A 22,103-nucleotide genomic window follows, 5' to 3' on the forward strand; every position below is an offset into this window, starting at 1 on the left:
CGGAAAGGAGATTGCTTCCCTATGAAAACGGACACTCAACATACAACTCGACCCACTAAATCTCGTAAATCGACAGGAGCAACCCAACGCCGTAAGCGTAAATTAAAAGGCAAGTTTGCCTCAACTCAGTCTCGCTCTCGATCGTCATCCAAGTTAACCGCTCGACGCAAACAAGCGCGAAGAGCAAAGAAAGCTCGACACACAAAGAAATCCAAACATCGTACACGTGTCAAACGATATGTGAGCAGTACATTTAATGAACTACGCGCCGTCAAAGCGCTGGATAGAGAAAAGAAAAGTAAGCTCCACGCGTTACAAACGGAAGCTCCACCACTCCCTTCACCTTCAACTGTAGAAGGTGCACCTATACTGAGCACGAACGACACCTTCTTACACGATCCTGTTCTATTACCAGAACAAGAACCACCGCAATCAACCAAGCAGACATTAGGTGTGAATCTATTCGGATTTTGCTATGCCGAGATGGGTATAGGTCAGGCGTTGAGGCTTGGAGCAATGGCATGCTCTGAGGCAGGCGTGCCGACTACCCTCCACAACTATCCTTTATTAAAGACAACGAGACAACAAGATTATTCACTGCTAGGGAAACTAGCCGAAGCGCCTAAGTATGGAGTCAATCTTGTTTATTTTAATCCTGATATTCTGGAGCAAGTGATCTCCTATTTCTCTCAAGATACGTTTAGGTCAAAATACACGATAGGCTATTGGCACTGGGAGCTGCCTGTTGCACCTCCTGAATTCGATGTCGCTTTTAAACATGTCAATGAAATATGGGTTCCTTCTGAGTTCGTACGTGCAGCCATCGCTGAGCGCTCTCCTGTACCTGTATATACGATGCCGCATGGAATTACTACAGAGCCTTTATCTCCTTACAACAGAAGCAGCTTCGGCATCCCTGAAGATCACACGGTCTTCTTGACCATGTTCGATACGTACAGTATTACAGAACGTAAAAATCCAGCTGCAGTTATCCACGCCTTTAACAGCGCATTCCAATACGACGAGAAAGTACATCTTGTTATTAAAGGACTGTGTCCAGAGAACGGAAATGAGAGCTATCAACAGCTAGAACAGATTGTAAAAGGCCATCCGCAAATGACGCTGCTTACAGAGCCTTTATCTAGACAGGAAACGTTGTCGCTCATCGCATGCAGCGATGCTTATGTATCCCTTCATCGAGCTGAAGGGTTCGGTCTATGCTGCGCAGAGGCCATGATGCTGGGTAAACCGGTCATCGCGACGAACTGGTCAGGCAATACAGAATATATGACAGCAGACAACAGTTACCTCGTTCCTTTTTCATTAACTGCTATTACAAACAACTACGGGCCATATACGGCTGGTCAAATGTGGGCAGAACCTTCCGTCGTTGAAGCTGCGCGCTATATGCGTACGATTCATGATCTTCCTAATAACGCCCGAGCGATAGGCGCCAAGGCTCAAACCGATATGCAGCAGCATTACAGCTTGTCTGCAGCAGGCACTAGAATGCGGCAGCGTTTAGAGCAAATTATTCAATCCTAGTCATGTTGAAATTATAACAAGAGAAGAGGCTATCCCCACCATTAGTGCGAAGGGATAGCCTCTTCTCTTGCCTTTACGTATTTGGTTACAGCCATACCTATTAAACAATTCCCCACAAATCACACAGCTGGCGACCATCTGCAAACATTCGTTGCAAATCCGCATACTGATGAATAGGAACGATCGAACCATCGAAGTTGATTACACTCAATCGCGGACACAACTGTTTTAACGCGTTATACAGCTGCTCCGGGTCTTCTCCAAAAATATTGCGCTGCGCATCAGGATTGAATTCAATTAACACATGAGGACGAAGCTGACGAAGCAAGTTCTCCGCTCCTCTTAACACTCTCGTCTCGGCGCCTTCAACATCTATTTTAATACAGTCAAGTCGGTGTAAATTAGCTTGCTTCATCCAATCATCAAGCTTTACACAAGGTACAACTTCTTGAATACCATGACGAGAATGAGGGGTTGTAATATGTGACCACCCTCCCCCGAAGTCAACATAGGAGAAGGTAAGCTCTATATTTTCGTCATAAGCGCCAGCCTGTATCGGTACAATATTGTGCAATTGATTATGATGCACATTAAAGGATAAATAACGATAATTATGCGCAGAAGGTTCAAAGGCATACACCTTACCCTGCTTCGCTTGATGTGCCATCGCAATCGAGATGGCTCCCAAATTCGCTCCTACATCCATACAAACCGCATCCACTGCAATATGCTTCCGGATCCATCTCATAAGATGGGGCTCGTAATAACCGTTAGCCTGTTCAACCCCTTGTAAGATGGCATCAGCCTGATTTGAAGTAAGTACATATGTTTTGTCTTCATCAGGTATACGAAGCAACGTTGTCTTTACATGCTGCATAGCACAGCTCCTTTCAATCTTGTTCAAGAAAACGCTTATCTTTGTCAGCTTGCTTATAGATTCAGGCATTTCTCTGGCATTTCTCTGGCATTTCCTATTGTATGCACAGCAACTCCAAGAAGGCCCTGGCAGATTCATTCTCCACAGTTGTCCCGCCTGTCCACACCAACCAAGCTCAGCATGCATACATAATGGATAAGAGAGATGTTAGTAGCTAGAAAGGAGGCTGCTTATGCATGCAGAACGATATTCTGGATCCTATAACGCGGTGATCAGTCTTGGTTCCAACTGCCTTCCTGCCATTCAGCTAGAAAGAAATGGCCTGCGGCGCTTTACAGGGCCAATTGATTGGATGGATTCCAAACATACACCTGCCATCATAGAACTTATCCGTAATCACTTTGATCATTTTTTGTATAAACCTCATTTGCAATCACTTGGTATATTAAACGATTTTGTGCTGATCCAAGACAATCGTTATCAAGTCATCGTCGTACATGATTTCCCTGTAGCAAATAATGATGAACACCATTGGAACAGCTATCCTGAGGTAATTGACAAAGTTACTCGTCGTATCCAGCGATTATATCAATACATGGAACGCAGTGAACGGTTGCTCTTCATACGTACTGATACGACAATGAACGATGCGCTGGCATTAGAACAAGAACTTCGGAGCCACGTTAAAAATGAGTTTCACTTGCTTATTGTCAATCATGAAAATGTGGGCACCCTCTCCGCATTACATTGGCCTCTCGTATACGGAACAGCCTTTGCTCTTCCAAAAAATAATGATATTTGGAATGATAATGATGCCCACTGGAAGACATTGCTGCAAGGGGTAAAAATCGTTCCCTCTAGAAAATTCACAAACGAATAACTTCGTTAAGATTGATCGATGTACCCCCTAATTAAGATAGGTCCATGTACGACAGCACTATTCGTACGGGAAACAAATGAAAAAAAGTAAGTAGTATCGCCAGCTTGTTCTGCCTGAATCTCATAATCTACAAACAAGGTCCCCTTCTCATGGCAAGTTTCTGTTGCCTGATAAACAAGAGGACCTTGCGCATGATGAATCCGAATAAGCAGTTCAAGCTCGCCTAGATCCGCTTCTTTAACTTTTGCCCAGTCAATCTCCATCTGGATGCCCGTCCATTCCCCTAACTCAGCGCCGTGAAGACACATCCAGCCAAAGTTGTGTTCTTTGATGCTAGGTATAATAGGTTGAAAAGAGCCATATGGCAGATGGCGTGTATCTAGAAATTTAAGCACATCCTATCCCTCACTCACCATGTTCGAGTTATGAAATAGCGTATGCATCTTGTCATGGATAAGCATGGGATACTTGCTGATTTTCAGCTATACTTAGGGTCTTTTATGGTCCATTCACGACTTGCACAACAAAAAAAAGGCCAGCTAGACATTTCTAGCTGACCTACTCTACTAACCTTATCTAGTAACTTCCTACAGGAGCCGTTGTCTCTCTAATAAGCAGCTCTGGCTCAAAGCGAACGGTAATGTTGCGTTTGTTCGTGCCGTTAATTTGACGCATCAGCACATCAACTGCATGACGAGCCAACTGTTCAGCAGGCTGCTTCATCGTCGTTAAATGCGGACGCAGCTCAGCGAACATCAATTGATCGTCATAGCCGACCACGGACATGTCGCGGGGAACTTGATATCCTTTTTCAGTCAATGCGTTGATGACTCCAATCGCAGTGAAGTCATCTGCGGCAAATACCGCTGTAGGCAGACTGCCTTCTTGCAGCCACTTCTGAACGGCATCGTAGCCAGAAGTAATCGTAAACTGGCCGAATTCTACAGCGAATGGTTTGAGTCCTGCTTCACTTAGTGCGTAACGGAAACCTCTTTCCCGCTCGATTGCACTTAAGAAATAATCGGAGCCTTTGATATGAGCAATGGAAGTATGTCCTAGGTCAATAAGGTGTTTCGTTGCTTCATACCCACCTTGAAAGTTATCAACAAGAACAGAGGAAAAGGAGGGTTGGATATTTTGACAATCAATGAGTACAAATGGTATCTTTCGCCTACGCAATTCATTCACGTAGTCTTCTTCATGGACAGCCGCCAATACGAGCAAACCATCTACACGGTCTTCTTGAATAAGCTCCTTACCAGCACCAACCTCTGTTGGATAATTAGCTACTGAGATGGCTAAGTAATAACTGTATTGTTTCAAATGACTTGAAATATGCTGTACTACTGTATCTAAAAATGAATCTTGAAGGGTCGTAACGATGACGCCAATTACACCCGTTTTTCCTTTTGCCAAGCTGCGTGCCGCTGCGTTAGGATGATAATTCAGTTCTTTCATCGCTTGAAGAACCTTCTGCCTATTTTTCTCGCGCACCGTCTTAGCATTGTTTAACACACGAGAAACGGTTACAACGGACAAGCCAGCTTTTTTAGCTACGTCAAAAATACTGACTTTCATGCTTCTACTCTCCTCGTCTGTAATCTATGGATTTGAAGTTTGTCCTCCTAATCATATACAATGTCAACCAAAATTCCAACAAAATGAAGCAAATATCCGTTGAAAAAAAGGAGGTTTTATACATTTTTATCGAATAATAAGTAAAAATACCTAGTTGGCTGTGCGCTTGAACTATATTTTTGTCAACTAATATGACATTTTTTGCGTATGTGTAACAAAGAAAAAGCACCATCTCGACTCTGCATTTGCAAAGATAGAAATAGTGCCACGATATAATAACTTGAACCAAGGTGATTTACATCATTTTATGATCAAAAACTGCCTTCTGGTGTCATCATTCGATCATAAAATTCTTCATATTTGTCTCGATCTGGGGAAGCCAGCAAGGCCATTGCCGAACGAGGATGCTCGTCCAATGTGCCTGTAACTAAGTAAGGAATTAAATATCCCCACTCCCACTTCTCACGCATCGTAATCATATGTTTTTGAATGAATCCTAGTGAAGGACGAAGATGGTATTTTGTGTTTTTCAAATGCGTCAACAACAGCTCCGTTGGACAGTTACCCGCTCCACGGCCCATTCCATAAACAGAAGCATCGAGCAGTTCAACGCCAAGCTCAGCGGCAACTAGCGTATTGGAAAATGCCAATTGCATATTATTATGTGTATGTACACCTAAACGCTTATTCGGCAAATGTTCTTGGAACTTCTGTACGAGGAACTTAAAATCATTGTGGTCAAGGCTTCCATAGGAGTCGACAATATACACGACATCAACAGGGCTTTCTTTGATCATTTGGAATGCCTCTACCAAGTCATTATCCATGACATTGGACAAAGCCATAATATTAATTGTCGTTTCATAACCAAGGTCGTGGAACTTTTGCACGAGGTCGAGCCCTTTATCTACGTCCTTGATATAACAAGCGACACGAATGAGGTCCAACAAGCTTTCGGAACGAGGTAAAATATCATTCTCATCTACACGGCCAATATCAACAAGTGCAGAGAGCTTCGTATCACCTTTGTTCGGGATCACTTTGTTCAAGAAATCCTCATTCAAGAAACGCCAAGGACCAGCGGCCTCTGAACCTTTCATCAACTTAGGAGAATTTTTGTATCCAATCTCCATGTAGTCGACGCCAGCTGCATTAAGTGAAGCATACAGATCTTGCACAAATTCGACACTGAAATCCCAATTATTGACGAGACCTCCGTCACGAACGGTACAGTCAACAATTTTGCAATGATTTGTTTTCATCTCGCTGTCCCCTTTGTTTTTTAATTTTCTTCATTTTAAAGGATAGCAACCTAGAAAGCAAAGCAAAAGATCAGTTTGTAACAAAGTCATCACTCACTACAAAAAATCTCATTTAATAAGCAGCTTCGACAATTTCTTCTGCATAAGGAATCAATGCGCTAGAATCCTCCAAATTACTCGTAAATACTAAGACTAGCTTCTTCTCTGGGACTACAAATATATATTGTCCTGCGTGCCCCATTGCAAAATAAGCCTGAAAACCCGCAATCGAGCGAACCCACCAATGATATCCGTAGTTTCCGAACCATGTAGATCCTTTCGATTGCTTCGATGTGGAGTGAGTAACCCAGATCTTCGGAACGATCTGATGCCCTTCCCACTCTCCGCCGTTCAAATACAATTGACCGAACTTGGCCATATCCCGCGGAATCATTTCCATTCCAAGTCCACCAGCACTCATTTGATTAGGTCCTGTCAACCAAAACACATCACGTATACCCAAGGGCTCAAATAGTTTGCGGTTAGCATACGTCTGAAGACTTTCTCCATATTGCTTGTGAATAATGGCAGATAAGAGCTGGGAAGCACCTGTATTATAGTTAAATTTTTTACCTGGAATTTCCGCCATAGGCCGATTCAGAACAAAGGATACCCAATCACTGCTATAGAGCATCGGTTCTACACCATAATCCCATTCGCTCCACTCAGGCCAATCTAACCCCGTACTCATCGTCAGCAAATGCCTAATCGTCATTTTATCATTACGCGGTTCGGAATCTTGTTTCCAGCGTGGGAAATAGTCTGCTACAAGATCGTCAGCACCTTCAATAAGCTTCTCTTGCAAGGCAATCCCCACTAATGCGGAGGTAATGCTCTTCGTAACAGAATTTATCGGGAATCGAGTATTCGCATCGTAACCTTCCCTATAATATTCGTCCACGATAGATCCATCTTTTACGACTACCATCGCATAAATCGGCATGCTCTCCACACGAAGCTTGATCGTATCCAATGCCTCCATATTAAACCCGGCCTCATCGGGGGAGATGAATTTCCACGAGCTCCCCTCTGCTTTATCATTCGCTTCACCATGATGAATAGACTTTGTAATCGTTGGTTTCAGCCTAGTGGTACCGCTGTCCCCCATCGTACAGCTAGCTAGCAATGCGATTACATTAATAGATATCAAACTCGTAATCATTCGACGCATCGCGAATCACACTCCACTTTTACATTCCCCGACTTGCTTTACTCATACATGGCAGCAAGACGCTTTGCTCTCACTTCTGTTATCGTCTCAAGAAAGCGACGTTCAACTTCTCCCATATAAGCATCAGAGCGACGTATATAAACAACAGATACTTGGCGAAATAATTCAGGAATGGAGAACAACGTAACCAATCCTTCACGTTCCAACTTATGCACAGCCGCACGAGGCACTAATGTGATGCCCAAGCCAGCCACAACTGTACCAATGATCGTCTCTAACGTACCGAACTCCATCACTTTAATCGGTGTGACCCCTTCGCTTTGCATCCATTTCTCCAATTTGGCACGGTAACCGCAGCCACGACGAAACACGAGCAATGGCAGATGCAGCAATTCCTCTAATTTCGTATGCGTATTTAACTCCTCTCGACTGTGACTGCATACGAGTACAAGCTCCTCTTCAAAAACAACGTGCTGATCGATATTAGGCACATCTACAGGACCAGATACAAATGCTCCATCCAGCTTAAGCTGCTGCACCTCTTCCGTCAGAGATTCCGTAACACCTGTAACTAGCGAAATATCTACGTTCGTATATCTGCGGTAAAATAGATTCAATATGTCAGGCAATCCAACAACCGTCTCGACAGAACCAATTTTCAGCATGCCCGCCGGATCTTCCGGATTTTGAAAGGCTTTATGCATTTCATTCATCAGCATCGTCATTTTTTCCGCATAAACGAGTAGCTTTCGACCTTCTGGATTCAATGTCATACCACGACGATGGCGTTGAAACAGCGGTCGGCCCATTTCTTTTTCCAGAGAGCGTATACGAGCTGTTACATTCGATTGTACATATCCAAGCTGCTCTGCAGCCTTACTTACACTGCCTTGTTTTGCTACTTCCATAAAGATTTGCATATCGCTAATTTCCATAATGCACCTCTCCGATGACACTTTGATATCATTAATAATGATACTTTAAATCACTTATAATTATTTTACAAGATAGTTGAAGCCACTTATGATGTTATTGAAAATAGTAGAAGTCGTATAAATACAAAGTGTATATGCTAGGAGTGAATGTAAAAATGTCGGCGTCACGTCTATGGAAAGGTGCTCTATGCTGCTTCATTGCAGCTGTAGCATGGGGAGCGATGTTCCCTGTTGCAGAAAGCGCCTTGCATCATTTGGATCCATTTTGGTTCTCAACCATTCGTTATGTAACTGTATCCGTATTACTAATCTTTTTGCTTCTTTGGAAAGAAGGTCGACAAGCATTTCGTGCGGAAGGTCGATTCTTCTTACTCTGGATGTCCGGTACGTTTGCCTTTACCGTTTATAATTTCGGTATATTTTGGGGACAGAAGGAACTAGGAAAGTCAGGAGTATTATTAGCCTCCATTATGGAGTCATTTATGCCTATGCTCGCGGTTCTCATCGTCTGGGCAGTAACTCGCAAGAGGCCGCGCATGATTACACTAGGATGTGTAATAGCAGCATTTATCGGTGTTCTCTTCGTCGTTACGAAAGGCGACTTGGGGATGTTTAGCAGTGGCGAATTCAAACCAATTCCACTATTAGCTATCTTTGTAGCTGTTGTCGGATGGGTGATTTACACCATATCATGCGGACAATTTAAAGGTTGGTCTGCACTCCGAATTTCGACATTAACTTGCGTATATGGGTCAGCGACTTCCCTCGTTGTTGTTCTTATCTTATCTGCATTTGATCAGATTCAAGCACCTGCCATTCATGAATTAACTGGGGTTTGGCCTGAAATGTCATTTATGATTTTCATTGCAGGATTGTTAGCACTGCTGTGCTGGCTTAAAGGCATTGAACTGCTGTCACCTGTTAACGGCATGCTCTTCATCAACTTTGTCCCTGCTACAACGTTTATCATTTCCATTATTCAGGGCTATCAAGTATCTGCAGCAGAAATTTTGGGAACAGTCATCATTACTTGTGCACTCATTGTAGATAACGTAGCAAGTCGCAGAGCAGAATCTAACTCTCAAGCGACGATGCAGGAGAAAAGAAGCAAGACTCGCAGATCGAATGTAGCTCAACAAACCTAATCACAGAATGGGATGAAGGAGAGGTCATGAAGATGGCCTCTCCTTCTTGCTTGCAACTCGCTTTTGCTGTTACACGTAAGGATATATTGTCTCCGCAAGTGTACGTACCATAACGCCTGTTCCGCCTTTCGGATTAACGCCCCGCGACTTCTTCAAGTATGAAGTTCCCGCAATGTCAAGATGAACCCAAGGCAAGCCGTCAGCGAATGTTCCAATAAACAATCCACCCGTTATTGTTCCGCCTCCGCGTCCACAGCTATTGCGAACATCCGCCACATCACTCTTTAATAAATCCCAGTACTCCTTATGAGATGGAAGCGCCCATACGTGCTCGCCTGCTCGCATAGATGCTGCAAGCACCTCATTCAATAAAGGCTCATCATTCGTAATCGCAGCTGTCGTCACATCACCAAATGCCACGATCGCAGCCCCTGTCAATGTAGCTACATCGATAAGCTTCGATGCGCCGAGTTCCTTCGCATAGGTCATCGCATCAGACAGAACAACTCGGCCTTCAGCATCCGTATTGATGACCTCAATGGTGCGCCCACTGTAGGTCTTTACGATATCCCCCGGTTTCAAAGCATTGCCGCCTGGCATGTTCTCTGCAGATGCAATGACACAAATGACGTTCTTGTTCGGACGCAAACGACCGATCGTTGCCATCGTACCTAGAACAGCCGCTGAGCCCCCCATATCACTAATCATTTCTTCCATACCATCTGCCCGTTTTAAGGAAATACCACCCGTGTCAAACGTAATGCCTTTGCCCACAAGCCCAAGTACATCTGACCATTCCTCTTTGCCTTGGTACTTAAGGACGATTAGGCGCGGTGGGTTTACACTTGCTTTGCCTACACCGATAATGCCGCCCATACCTTTAGCCTCAAGCTGGGTTTCATCAAGTATTTCTATTTCTAACTGATACGTATCTGCTATACGAGCTGCTACGTCAGCTAATGTAGAAGGATAAAGTTCATTGCCTGGCAAATTGGTCAAGTCTCTTGCAATCGTCGTACCAATCGCATAAGCATGGCCACGTTCTGCGCCCACTTTCCATTGTTCATGATCCAGAACAGCTCCGAACAGCTCTAGCGTTTGCAAATGATGTGGAGCCTCTGCTTCTTTCTTATACGTATCACGTTGATAAGCTCCTAACAAGTATCCTTCTACCACAGCTTGAGCTACAAGAGCCGTACGCTTCTCAGGCGTAATTACAGCAAACTCATGCGTTACAAATATAGCAGGATGAGCTGCCTTCAATCTAACCGCTTCTCTTGCTGCTTTTGCAAACGCACAGCGCAATTCTTCCGTTGTCCATCCATGTTCGGAACGAACGATCGCTATTAAGAAACGCACCTGGCCTTCACCTGCTGGAAATACATGAACACTTCCCGCTTGTGCTTTAATGACGCCTGTCTGTATCGACTGCTTACAAATGGCTGCACCGGGAACATTCATCATCCCATTTAACCATTCTGATTTTGTTGCTATTGCAATAATCGCATCCGCTTCTACGGATTGTTCTAGTGAAGAGCTAACTTGGATTGTTACGTGTTGAAGTGCTTCTGCATTCGTGAGTTTAACCATCCTGACCACCCTTTATCTTCTTATGATGTCATCTATTATATCATATCAAACTTACCATTCTCCAAGGGAAGAAGAAGGGCGAGGATGTTCACCATTCGAAATCGGCAAGCGAATAACAAATTGGGTCCATTCCTCTTGCTGACTGTCTACCTCGATCACTCCGCCATGATTACGAATAATGCGATAGCTGACAGACAAGCCTAAGCCTGTCCCTTCATTTTTCGTTGTAAAGAAAGGATCAAACAGCCGTTCAAGGGTTCGTTCATCCATCCCTTTTCCGTTGTCACGTATCGTTACGGCTACATACTTGCCTTCTTTAACGGCGTGAATTTGAATGGTACCTTTGCGGAGGTGAGCCACCTCAACAATCGCATCGATTGCATTGCGTATCATATTTAGAAACACTTGCTTAATCTGCTTCACGTCTATAGATACAGTAAGAGGCTGTTCAGGCGCATGTTCCATCCACTCTATTTCACAGTCCTTCATTAACGCCTCGCTCTCGGTCAATAGCACCACTTCCCGCAGCAAAGACGAAATCGGAACTTCTGTCGTAAGGGGAGCTGTCGGTTTAGAAGAGTTAAGAAACTCAAAAATGATATCGTTGGCTCGATCGATTTCAGCCAGTATGATGCGTGCATATTCTTCCTTGCCTAAGTTCATCAAATGAGGTCTCAGCAATTGAATAAATCCGCGAATAGATGTTAATGGGTTGCGTATTTCATGCGCAATTGCTGCCGCAATTTTACCTAGTATCGCCAGCTTATCATTCTGTACAGCTGTCTGTTCAATACGCTTATAGTCCGACACATCCTTAATGCTGAATAAGAAATCTCCGTCCATTTGCTCACCGTGGGTGAACGTCACGAGAAAAGTTCTTCCTTGACGATCCGTTATTTCATGATAGCGCTTTCTCCTTTGGATAGTCTCTCGGAATACTCGAATCATCAATTTCCGTTTATCCCGTTGAATTAACGGATGACGCATAAGTTCAATCAGCGTGCAGCCGACTAATTGTTTGCGCGGAACTTGAAGTAACGTGGCGGTTGCAACATTGACAAATGAAAGAGTACCGTCTTCATCGAACAATACGATAGCACAGTCCATCTGCTGCAGTACGTTTTCGTACTTGTTCTGGTTGAAGTCCCCGGCAAATAGAGCACGACTAGGTTGCATCCAAGGTTCCCGAATAGGGTTGATAGCCAAAAACTCCCCCTCCTTGCTCCCTTGTTCCATCTGAATGACGGACAAGCATTCCACAAAATAGACATAAGATCGATGCAGCATCTTTGCAGCTTCATTCCATTCCACATGTGACATCATCATAGTCATCGTATCTTCATGAAGGGTTAATACGTCATAGGGCTTCACTTGTTGGCTTGTCCTAGCAATTGTTCTGGCCGTCTCCAAGTCTTTCTCGCTGCCGTTCAACATAAACTGGCGCAAACTCTTTGTATACTGCGACTTCCAATTCACTATGTCCAACACCGTATCTTCGGAAGGACTTATCATCGTGATCACCTCACTGCCCACTACTTTTGACTGGACAAGATGTGCTCTGGTTACCAATAGTTACATGATAGTTATAATGACATCACTTTATCAACCCTAGAAAATGTCGAATAATCGTATAAAAAGATGAATCGGCTAAAAGTAACCTAAATGGAACGTTGTGCATGATGAAACTCAAAGAAAGCGATCCATGTCGTATGTGAACAGACTTAGAAGAGATAGTCCGTGCGACAAACAACATGAATCGCCTATGTTGATAAAGGAAACTTCTGCTTGTTGTTGTAACAACTGATTCACGAACGCTGCTTCATCAACTGGGCTTTACGCCTGCTCATGAGCGCCAATCGACGCTTCAATTGCAACTCCCAGGGCTTGTCATCCCACTGCTTCGCCAGCGCCAATAAGTCTAATGACACATCAATCTGGCTGCGGACGATATCTAGAGGATCTTCATCCTCATGATTGACACAGTTCTCAAATATACGGCTTTCATCCTGCACGACATACTCTTGAAAGTCAACTTCCTCCGCCCCATCTGTCTGCGCATAATCAGCAACGATTTCATACTCATTTTCAACCAAATAATGTACCTCGATGCGCTGACATACCGGGCACAGCAACAGGGGAACATTATGAATCCTTGTTCGATAATGCTGTAATGACCCCTGTGTTCCTATCATACTTGCTCCACAACAGAAGCTCATGTTCTCCCTCCTCAGCATAACGTCAGAGTAAATGAGAAGCGTTGCACTTATAAGTAGTGTACCCAAGTTGTATCGCGGAACATAGTTATAGAAGCATATTCGCTTCGTTACCACGAAATTCCTTTTTATGATGAAAAATGGTGACTAAAGTCTTGCTCGTGACTCGATTGTCCTACACGCATAAGCAATTTAGCAAGCGCATATAGATGATAAAACCTAACCAATGGAACGGAGGAATGAAAAGATGTCTTCTCACGTATTGTTCCTGTCATCCAAGCAAATCAGTTACTTAACTTACAACGAAAGAAACCACGAATTAGTTGCTAGCTATGCAACAGGCGAATGTAGATCTTTTTCATCCATATCTATAAATACGTTCGAGCAGCTGCTGCATTCTGAAAATCGGTATGATGACTTCGTTCGTCTCACGCAAGCAAAGTTTGGTGTGCCCACTTCATAAGGATACAGTACGGATAAAATCCGCCAGCTTCTCTTTTCTTCACGATGATCTACTAAGATAATACCTCATTTTATAGATTCACAATCAACAAGATTTTAAGTTTTACTGGGTTATCTTTACCAAAAACTTAGACATACATCTTTGTACGCACGGATAAGATGATCAGGAAACTAGTTTGTGCGGTCTTCAGCACATGCGCAATAAAGAGAACGGAAGGAGGCAGCTATGGTTCAGCCATCCATTAATAATCGCCATTATACTGCGAATCAGAGCAATATTATTCACCTGATGGTTCAACAGCCGACGGTTCTGTTTGGCTATTGGGAAGTAAGCAAACGTCTAAAGTCTCTTATCGAACGGCACTACCGGAGCTCTTGGCATGAACTGCGCAGAGTTGCCCGCCTGTATCAATATTCTTACTCGGAACCAGACACCTCGCCCTTGACCTACTATGATACCGAGGTTGGCAATAGTGAGAGCTGGTACTTCCGTCACGTGGCGCCTCGCCATCGATATGCGCTTGATTATGGATTTATTAATCACAATCACCAATTCGTCTCTCTTCTACGCTCAACTCAAGTCGGAACCCCGCGTAATGACCCGGATTGGATAGTAGAAGTCAGGCATGAATCAGCAACTATTCACGGATGCTCGCAATCTGACTCCCAACACCAACAATACGGACAATCCAATTACTCGCCGTTTCAACAATTCTCAACATACACGCTTTATAGCGACAATTAATCATGTTAAAGGGGTTAGACGATACGATGAGCCAATTGCTTGAAACAAACTCGACGATTTCTCTAAATAGGGTGCATAAAGCGGGCGATGGCTGTGTAGCTTTAGTGCTGCATGCCCATCTTCCCTATGTACGACATAACGAGCAGGCAGAGAGATTAGAGGAACGTTGGTTCTATGAAGCCATGACAGAGACGTACCTCCCTCTCCTGGATATGTTCGATCGTCTGGAACGTGATCGGGTTCCTTACCGGCTGACGATGACATTAACGCCAACTCTGCTAGCTATGATGGATGATCCACTCATGCAAGTACGCTATGAACGTTATTTGTCGCGCTCTGTTGAGTTGGCACAATCGGAAATAGCACGAACAGCAGCGCAACCAGAGCTGCAAGCTGTAGCAAACATGTATGCCCAGCATTGGTCCTACCTTCTTCAGCGGTTTCGCGAATGGGATCGTTCCATTATCCCTCAATTTAAGCGTCATTATGAAGCAGGACATCTAGAGCTAATGACATGTGCATTAACCCATGCATTCCTCCCATTCCTTAAGCATGCTGCACTTGCACAAGCTCAAATTGAATACGGAATCATGGAGCATGAGCGCCACTTCGGTGTTCGGCCAGATGGCATCTGGCTTCCTGAATGTGCTTACGCCCCTCATTTATCAAAACTATTGCAGCAAAGCGGTATTCGCTACTTTATAGTTGACCAGCATGCACTACAGCATGCTGAGCCAATGCCAGTCAACGATACGTTCGTACCGATCGCGACGGAGGACGGCGTGTATGCTTTCCCAAGAGATGCAATGTCTTCCCATCAAGTATGGAGCAGTCACGAAGGCTACCCGGGTGATCCGGATTATCGGGAATATTACCGTGATATCGGATTCGATCTTGGCTGGTATGACGAGGACGAATGGAACTATATTAAGCCTCATTTATTAGCCGATGGATCCCGAATTAATACGGGCTTGAAATATTATCGCATTACCGGCAGCAATGGGGAGAAGCAGCCCTATTGCCCAGAATGGGCCCGTGCACGCACGGTCGATCACGCACGACATTTTATACATAGTCGGATACAACAACTAAGGCATGCCAAAGACAATGTAACGGGCATTCCCATTGTTCTATGTCCATATGATGCTGAGTTATTCGGACATTGGTGGTATGAGGGACCGCAATGGATCGAGGCCGTATTCAGAGAATGGCATGAGATGCAGAAGCAAGGCAATCAAACAGTAAGTTTCGTCTCCCCGCTCGACTATGTGAACGCTGTACCAAATGTGCAGCAAGCTGAGATGTCGATGAGCAGTTGGGGACGCGGCGGTTACGCTGAAGTTTGGCTCCAAGAAAAAAACGACTGGATCTATAAGCAGCTTCACAAAGCAGAGGAAGAACTCCTCACCGTGCTGCAAAGACACGCGAATGATTGGGGCTATTCTACCATTCGAGAACGACTTGCCAATCAATCGATTCGTGAACTTATGCTGGCAGCGGCAAGTGATTGGGCGTTCATTCTTGATGCAGATACCGTACCAAGTTATGCAATCGAACGCACAAATCATCATCTTGAGCGTTGTCAGACACTTCTTCATATGTTGGAGCACGGCATTTACAATTTGGCGGAATTGGAGAAATTCGAGGCTGACACCCCTTGTTTCCCTAACCTGCATTATCGCGTTCTGCTGGATGCCATAACAAATGAACAGACGAGAGCACTTAACAGCCATCGTAATAGCTCTACTAGTGCGGCACCGTCATCATCTGACCATCAGCTTATGCTCTCATCCTTATTTGCTTATATTCGTCAGCAGCTACCCGCTTCTCCTTCTCAGCAAGATGCAAATGATAGAAACAGTCTTACAAAAAACTCAGCTTGGCATAAAAAACGCATCCTCATGCTGGCTTGGGAATTCCCGCCATTAGTGATAGGAGGCTTGTCACGAGCTGTTTATGATTTGTCACGCTATCTCGTTAAAAGAGATTGTGAGATTCATATTGTCACTAGAGAAGTATCTGGAACACCACTCTATGAAAAAATGGATGGAATTCATGTACATCGAGTTCCTCTCGCCCCATCCATGACCGAGATTGGGTTTATGGATTGGATTTTTCAGATGAATGCATCCTTTACGATTTGTACCGACGCCCTCATTACAGAAGGCATTCATTTTGATTTCATTCATGCCCATGATTGGCTTGTTTATCTAGCAGCTCAAGATTTAAAGGAAGCCTACCAGCTCCCGCTTGTAGTTACGATTCACGCAACAGAGCATGGGCGCAATCACGGGGCTATTCATACTGACATGCAGCAACGCATTCACGAAATGGAGTACGAACTTACGCAAAAAGCGGAGCATGTTATCGTCTGTTCACAAGCAATGAAGCGTGAAGTCGAGCGAATTTTTGATTTGCCGCCTATGAAAGTAAGTGTCATTCCCAATGGGGTCGAAATTGTTAGTACGATCTCTTCTTCTGCACACAATCACTCTCCCGATCACATTTCATTGCCGATTCGCAGCACAAATACGGATACGGTCCGAGCTTTTCGCTCAACAATTGCTAAGCCAGAAGACAAAATCATTTTTTTCATTGGTCGGCTCGTTTATGAAAAAGGCGTACAAGTGCTATTGTCATCGCTAAATCTTGTCCAAGAACGCGTTCCTAACGTAAAACTTGTTATCGCTGGAGCAGGCCCTATGGCATCCGAACTTAAGCGCCTTACTGCTGAACTTGGCTTGTCCCATTGTGTGCATTTTACAGGATTCGTCAACGATGAAGAACGCGATCTGCTCTTTGATATTACAGATGTATCCGTATTTCCTAGCTTGTACGAACCTTTCGGTATCGTTGCACTGGAAGCGATGGGCCGTGGGGTACCTATCGTCGTCTCGGATACAGGAGGGTTGGCGGAAATTATCGACCATAATCATGATGGCTATAAAGCGCTGTGTGGACATACCGAGTCTCTCGCATGGCACATTACCGAATTGCTGCTCCATCCTGACAAAGCCGAGCAGTTCGCTAAGCAAGCCTATCGAAAAGTGACAACTCTTTATGATTGGGATGCCATTTCCCTTTCTACCAGACAAGTTTATGAAGGAGTGATAGCTCAATGAAAGCAGTTATTATGGCTGGAGGAAAAGGTACACGCCTGCGTCCTCTAACGTTAAACACGCCGAAACCGATGGTACCGCTGCTTAATCGTCCTTGCATGGCGTACATTATCGACTTGTTGAAGCGTCACGACATTCATCAAATTGCTGTCACCCTTCAATACTTGCCAGATTCCGTTCGTGAGCATTTTGGAGATGGCTCTGAGTATGGCGTACAGCTCGTTTATTTCGAAGAAGATTCACCTTTAGGGACAGCTGGTAGCGTGAAAAATGCGGAAGCATTCCTTGATGAGACTTTTATTGTCGTGAGCGGTGATGCACTAACCGATTTCAACTTAAGGCAGGCAATTGAATATCATAGATCGAAGCAAGCGCTGGCAACGATGGTTCTTACTCAAGTGGACTCCCCTCTAGAGTATGGAGTTGTGATGACAGAATCAGATGGCCGTGTCACGCGCTTTCTGGAGAAGCCTAGCTGGAGCGAGGTATTCAGCGATACAGTCAATACTGGCATTTACGTGTTAGAACCATCCATCTTCAATTGGATACCAGATAACTCACCTTACGACTTCAGCCTAGACCTCTTCCCAACCCTGCTGCAAAAAAAGGAACGGCTATACGGTTATACCGCTTCAGGATATTGGTCAGACATTGGCAACTTGACCCAGTATCGTCAATCTCAGTTCGATATGCTAGATCGAAAAGTATCGGTAAACTTGGCTGCCACAGAAGTGATGCCAGGCATATACTTGGAGTCCGACGTGAAACTACCTTCCCGCATCCATCTTAACGGACCTGCTTATATCGCATCAGGATGCAAATTGCATCCCGCTAGTTCGATAGGGCCGTATACCATACTCGGCGAAGGCAACACCATTCACTCTTCCTCCAAGCTGGAGCGTACGATTATGTGGAACGGAAATTATGTTGGCGAGCATAGCGAAATGCAAGACAGTCTCATGATGAATCGCATCATCATCGGTTCTGGTGCACAGCTAGATGAAGGATGCGTCATTGGATCAGGATGCACGATTGGATCCAAAGCAACGATTAGAAGCAATGTACGATTATGGCCTAACAAAACTGTGCCAACGAACACATCCGTTCATGAATCTTTAATTTGGAGCAACGAGGCTTCCAAGCCCCTGTTCACAAGTCGGGGCATTGTTGGGATCCCGAATGTGGATATCCACCCTGACCGAGCTGGAAAGCTAGGGGCGGCATATGGCTATACGCTGCCAAATGAAGCTACCGTAATTGTAGCAAACTGCAGCCATGCTTATTCTTCCTTGTTGCGAGACAGCTTTGTATCAGGCCTTCGGTCTGTAGGCGTCCATGTTGTAGACATCGGAATATGCGCGGACGAAGTAACTCGCCATGCCGTACGCAATCGTTCTGCACATGGTGCTGTTCACATAAAAGTCCAATTGGATCATCAACTTGTGCCTCAAGTGGTACTGTCATGGATGGATGGCCACGGTTGGCCAATTGCCAAGTCAGCAGAACGAAAGATCGAGAACGCCTATTTTCAAGAAGACTACGTACGCTGCCATGCCGAAGCAGTAGGCAGTTGGAGGCAGGATGCATATGCTGTTGATCAATACTTGTCGGCACTTGCGAAAGAACTAGACTTCTCTGCTGCCCACACTTCCTCTCTCGCTTATGTGCTTCAACTCGCTCCTTCTGTTGACATCGATCTTGTCCAACGCTTTTCAGCCGCAATTGGAGGCAGAAGACTCATTATTCAAGACTATGCCTTTGATACAGAATCACTAGCAGCACTAATACAACAGACACATTCAGATGTGGGCATTTATGTAGGGGATGATCTTCAGCTTCAAGTGGTCACACGCTCAGGCTCTCTACTCTCAGATGATGGGCTTATGCACTTAATTGCTTATGCACTTGAACGTACTGGCGTCCCCGCTGTGCTAGGCGTCCCTGCTTCGTTCAGCATAGGTATCGATGAAGAAAAGATGGGACGTACGCTGCGATTAGTTCGCACGAAGGAATCGTTACGTTCGGTTATGGAAGCGACAGCAGGAGTTCCATTCTGCCCCCTCGGCCATCGCCTTTATGCCATCGGCCTACTATTGCAATTGTTCGCAGAAGAGAATAGCGCAGTAGAAAGTCTGCTGCATAATCTTCCAGAATCGCACACCGCTAAAGAAATTGTTCAGTGCGGCTGGCATGAAAAAGGCATCTTAATGCGAAAAGTGATGGAATGGGTTCGGTCTGATGGACAGCAAGTAGAACTGCTGGATGGCATTCGTATTTCAGGCGATGATGGAACTGTGCTCATTATGCCCGATGCGGATGAACCACTGTTTCAAATATACGCACATGCTAACAATTCCATGGACGCAGAACGTCTAGCTCATGATTACGCTTCCCGCTTGTTTCAATCACATCAAACGTTAAGGAAGTGATATCATGCCACGTTATCTTGTTGTAGGCAACGGCAAAATGCTCGTGAACCTCGACCAACATGCCTACATTCGTGACATTTACTATCCTTATGTCGGCCAGCTCAATCATGTCGGCGGTCACAAATGTCGACTAGGGGTCTGGGTAGACCATCAATTTAGTTGGCTCGATGAACCAGAATGGTCTATTTCAATGGGGTATCGAAGTGAATCCCTTGTCACTAAAGTAGAGGCGCATCATCCTGCTTTACAGCTTTCTTTAACGATTGAAGATGCCGTTCACCAACGTGACCCTATATTTTTGCGCAAAGTTCGCATCAAAAATCATACGTCGATAGAACGTGAAGTTCGCCTCTTTTTCCACCAAGATCTAGTCATCAATGAAACCGAGGTCGGCGATACAGCTGCCTATTATCCAGATCAACGCACGGTTTTCCATTATAAAAAAGACCATTACTTCATGTTTAACGCCTGTGCCGAATCAGCCACAAAACCTAACTCGAACAATGATCAGAACTTGGAGCGTGTAACGGGGCGTGAACCGCCCCCTGCTCTCGATAGCATTTACGAGTTTACAACGGGAATAAAGCGATTTCATCAAGCTGAAGGCACATGGAGAGATGCGGAAGACGGTCGCTTAATGGGCAATGCCATCGCGCAAGGTTCAGTAGATAGTACGATAAGCTCTAGATCTTATCTTTCACCAAATGGTTTGTCGACTCACTTTTACTGGTTTGCTGCCGGGACACATTTGGACGATGTGAAAAAGCTTAATCAGTACGTCCGTGAGAGCGGTCCAGGAAGGCTCATCGATCGAGTGAATACGTATTGGCGCCGTTGGGTGAACAAAAATAATCCAGATTTCGCGAATTTGGATGAAGCGCTTATCCAGAGCTATAAGCAAAGTCTGCTTATCGTGCGGACGCAGACCGATGCAGAAGGCGCTATTATTGCAGCCAATGACACCGATATTATGCAGTTCAACCGCGATCACTACAGTTATATGTGGCCCCGAGATGGCGCACTCGTCGCTAAAGCGATGTCTTCAGCTGGCTACCATGGCATGATTGAGCCATTCTTTCGCTTCTGTACACGGGCACTCAGCAGTGAAGGCTATTTGTACCATAAATACAATCCAGACGGCACAGTCGGCTCCAGTTGGCATCCCTATGTGCATGACGGGCGCAGCCAGCTGCCGATTCAAGAAGATGAGACCGCTCTCGTACTGCATGCGCTATGGCATGATTATAGTGAGCATGGCGATATTGAGCGTCCACAATCGCTTTATCAGTCTCTTATCCGTCAAGCTGCGGGATTTCTGCTCCGTTATACGGATACTCAATTGAACTTGCCACAGCCAAGCTACGATTTATGGGAAGAACGATATGGCATATTTACGTTTACAGCCTCAGCTGTGTATGGCGGTCTTACCGCAGCCTCTCAATTCGCTCAGCTATTCGGTGATGATGAACGTGCGGAGCGATATTTGAAAGGCGCCGAACGTATTAAAAGCGGCATTGTTACTCATTTGTGGAATGAAGAAGAAAAACGCTTTGCTCGCAGTCTATATCGAAAAGATGGACGTTGGGTACAAGATATGACGCCAGAAAGCAGTATATTTGGCATTTATGAGTTTGGCGTGCTGCCGCCCAAAGATCCAAAAGTACGCTCAACGATGAGTAAGCTGCAAAATAGCTTAACGATCCGTACTTCTGTCGGTGGAATCGCTCGCTATTGGCAAGATTATTATTTCCAACGATGTTCGGACATGAATATCGCCCCAGGGAATCCTTGGATTATTTGCACACTTTGGTTTGCTGCCTATGAGATAGCAATAGCTGAAAACTTAGCCGATTTGCAGCAACCATTGGAAACGCTTCGCTGGACGGTTCGTCATGCATTACCAAGCGGTATGCTGCCTGAGCAGCTCGATCCCTTTACAGGCGCTCCGCTCTCGGTAGCTCCACTTACTTGGTCACACGCCACGTATGTGGATACCGTGCTTAAATATGTAAAGAGGTATAAGGAACTTGATTCAGCTCCGTCTATGTAACATACGCAGCCCTGCAGTTAGCACTTCGTTCCTATAGTGCTTGCTGCGGGGCATATTTGTTGG

Annotated in this window: 17 protein-coding genes; 8 read left to right on the top strand and 9 right to left on the bottom strand. The window is 44.9% G+C overall.

The window, feature by feature from the left end; genetic code table 11:
* The first annotated feature begins 21 nt into the window (after positions 1-21).
* A complete protein-coding gene (locus H580_RS0100415) occupies positions 22-1,545 on the top strand; it encodes a glycosyltransferase family 4 protein (protein WP_051217114.1) in 1,524 nt (507 codons plus the stop codon).
* Positions 1,546-1,645: 100 nt separating this feature from the next.
* Here the strand turns inward: H580_RS0100415 and H580_RS22800 are convergent, their stop codons facing one another.
* Positions 1,646-2,422 carry an FkbM family methyltransferase gene (locus tag H580_RS22800; protein WP_051217115.1) on the bottom strand — a complete coding sequence of 259 codons (777 nt, stop codon included), beginning with the start codon at positions 2,420-2,422 and terminating at the stop codon, positions 1,646-1,648.
* 232 nt (positions 2,423-2,654) lie between these two features.
* Here H580_RS22800 and H580_RS0100425 point away from each other — a divergent pair, with 232 nt between their 5' ends.
* A complete protein-coding gene (locus H580_RS0100425) occupies positions 2,655-3,302 on the top strand; it encodes a DUF1796 family putative cysteine peptidase (RefSeq protein ID WP_036604244.1) in 648 nt (215 codons plus the stop codon).
* Between the two features lie 5 nt (positions 3,303-3,307).
* On the opposite strand, the gene H580_RS0100430 is transcribed toward H580_RS0100425, so the two are convergent.
* The 5 genes from H580_RS0100430 to H580_RS0100450 form a co-directional block, all read right to left on the bottom strand.
* Positions 3,308-3,697: a hypothetical protein gene (locus H580_RS0100430; protein WP_028593046.1), complete on the bottom strand. Its 390-nt coding sequence runs from the start codon at positions 3,695-3,697 to the stop codon at positions 3,308-3,310.
* A 181-nt stretch (positions 3,698-3,878) separates the two neighbouring features.
* On the bottom strand, positions 3,879-4,880 hold the full coding sequence (locus tag H580_RS0100435) for a LacI family DNA-binding transcriptional regulator (protein ID WP_028593047.1): 1,002 nt from the start codon (positions 4,878-4,880) through the stop codon (positions 3,879-3,881).
* 311 nt (positions 4,881-5,191) lie between these two features.
* Entirely contained in the window at positions 5,192-6,142 is a 951-nt protein-coding gene (locus tag H580_RS0100440; RefSeq protein WP_028593048.1) for an aldolase catalytic domain-containing protein, read from the bottom strand.
* A 112-nt stretch (positions 6,143-6,254) separates the two neighbouring features.
* Positions 6,255-7,352 carry a serine hydrolase domain-containing protein gene (locus tag H580_RS22805; protein ID WP_051217116.1) on the bottom strand — a complete coding sequence of 366 codons (1,098 nt, stop codon included), beginning with the start codon at positions 7,350-7,352 and terminating at the stop codon, positions 6,255-6,257.
* Positions 7,353-7,390: 38 nt separating this feature from the next.
* Positions 7,391-8,287 (bottom strand): LysR family transcriptional regulator, encoded by an 897-nt coding sequence (locus tag H580_RS0100450; protein ID WP_028593049.1) that lies wholly within the window; start codon positions 8,285-8,287, stop codon positions 7,391-7,393.
* Positions 8,288-8,442: 155 nt separating this feature from the next.
* Here H580_RS0100450 and H580_RS22810 point away from each other — a divergent pair, with 155 nt between their 5' ends.
* Positions 8,443-9,432: a DMT family transporter gene (locus tag H580_RS22810; RefSeq protein ID WP_084508779.1), complete on the top strand. Its 990-nt coding sequence runs from the start codon at positions 8,443-8,445 to the stop codon at positions 9,430-9,432.
* 69 nt (positions 9,433-9,501) lie between these two features.
* Here the strand turns inward: H580_RS22810 and H580_RS0100460 are convergent, their stop codons facing one another.
* The 3 genes from H580_RS0100460 to H580_RS0100470 form a co-directional block, all read right to left on the bottom strand.
* Positions 9,502-11,022, bottom strand: coding sequence for a leucyl aminopeptidase (locus H580_RS0100460; RefSeq protein ID WP_036604246.1), 1,521 nt, complete (start codon positions 11,020-11,022; stop codon positions 9,502-9,504).
* A gap of 51 nt (positions 11,023-11,073) precedes the next feature.
* Complete coding sequence (locus H580_RS22815; protein ID WP_051217117.1) at positions 11,074-12,534, bottom strand: ATP-binding protein; 1,461 nt, start codon at positions 12,532-12,534, stop codon at positions 11,074-11,076.
* 293 nt (positions 12,535-12,827) lie between these two features.
* Entirely contained in the window at positions 12,828-13,238 is a 411-nt protein-coding gene (locus H580_RS0100470) for a hypothetical protein (RefSeq protein ID WP_028593052.1), read from the bottom strand.
* A gap of 244 nt (positions 13,239-13,482) precedes the next feature.
* Here H580_RS0100470 and H580_RS0100475 point away from each other — a divergent pair, with 244 nt between their 5' ends.
* The 5 genes from H580_RS0100475 (at position 13,483) to H580_RS0100495 (ending at position 22,040) form a co-directional block, all read left to right on the top strand.
* A complete protein-coding gene (locus tag H580_RS0100475; protein WP_028593053.1) occupies positions 13,483-13,698 on the top strand; it encodes a hypothetical protein in 216 nt (71 codons plus the stop codon).
* Between the two features lie 225 nt (positions 13,699-13,923).
* A complete protein-coding gene (locus H580_RS25690) occupies positions 13,924-14,442 on the top strand; it encodes a DUF4912 domain-containing protein (RefSeq protein WP_084508781.1) in 519 nt (172 codons plus the stop codon).
* Positions 14,443-14,468: 26 nt separating this feature from the next.
* Positions 14,469-17,564 (top strand): 1,4-alpha-glucan branching protein domain-containing protein, encoded by a 3,096-nt coding sequence (locus tag H580_RS0100485; protein WP_084508783.1) that lies wholly within the window; start codon positions 14,469-14,471, stop codon positions 17,562-17,564.
* On the top strand, positions 17,561-19,990 hold the full coding sequence (locus H580_RS0100490; protein ID WP_028593056.1) for a sugar phosphate nucleotidyltransferase: 2,430 nt from the start codon (positions 17,561-17,563) through the stop codon (positions 19,988-19,990). Before H580_RS0100485 ends, H580_RS0100490 begins: the two co-directional genes overlap by 4 nt.
* A 4-nt stretch (positions 19,991-19,994) precedes the next feature.
* Positions 19,995-22,040 (top strand): glycoside hydrolase family 15 protein, encoded by a 2,046-nt coding sequence (locus tag H580_RS0100495; RefSeq protein WP_028593057.1) that lies wholly within the window; start codon positions 19,995-19,997, stop codon positions 22,038-22,040.
* Positions 22,041-22,103 lie beyond the last annotated feature (63 nt).

Origin of the sequence: Paenibacillus assamensis DSM 18201 (assembly GCF_000422445.1) — a bacterium.
Lineage (GTDB): Bacteria > Bacillota > Bacilli > Paenibacillales > Paenibacillaceae > Paenibacillus_B > Paenibacillus_B assamensis.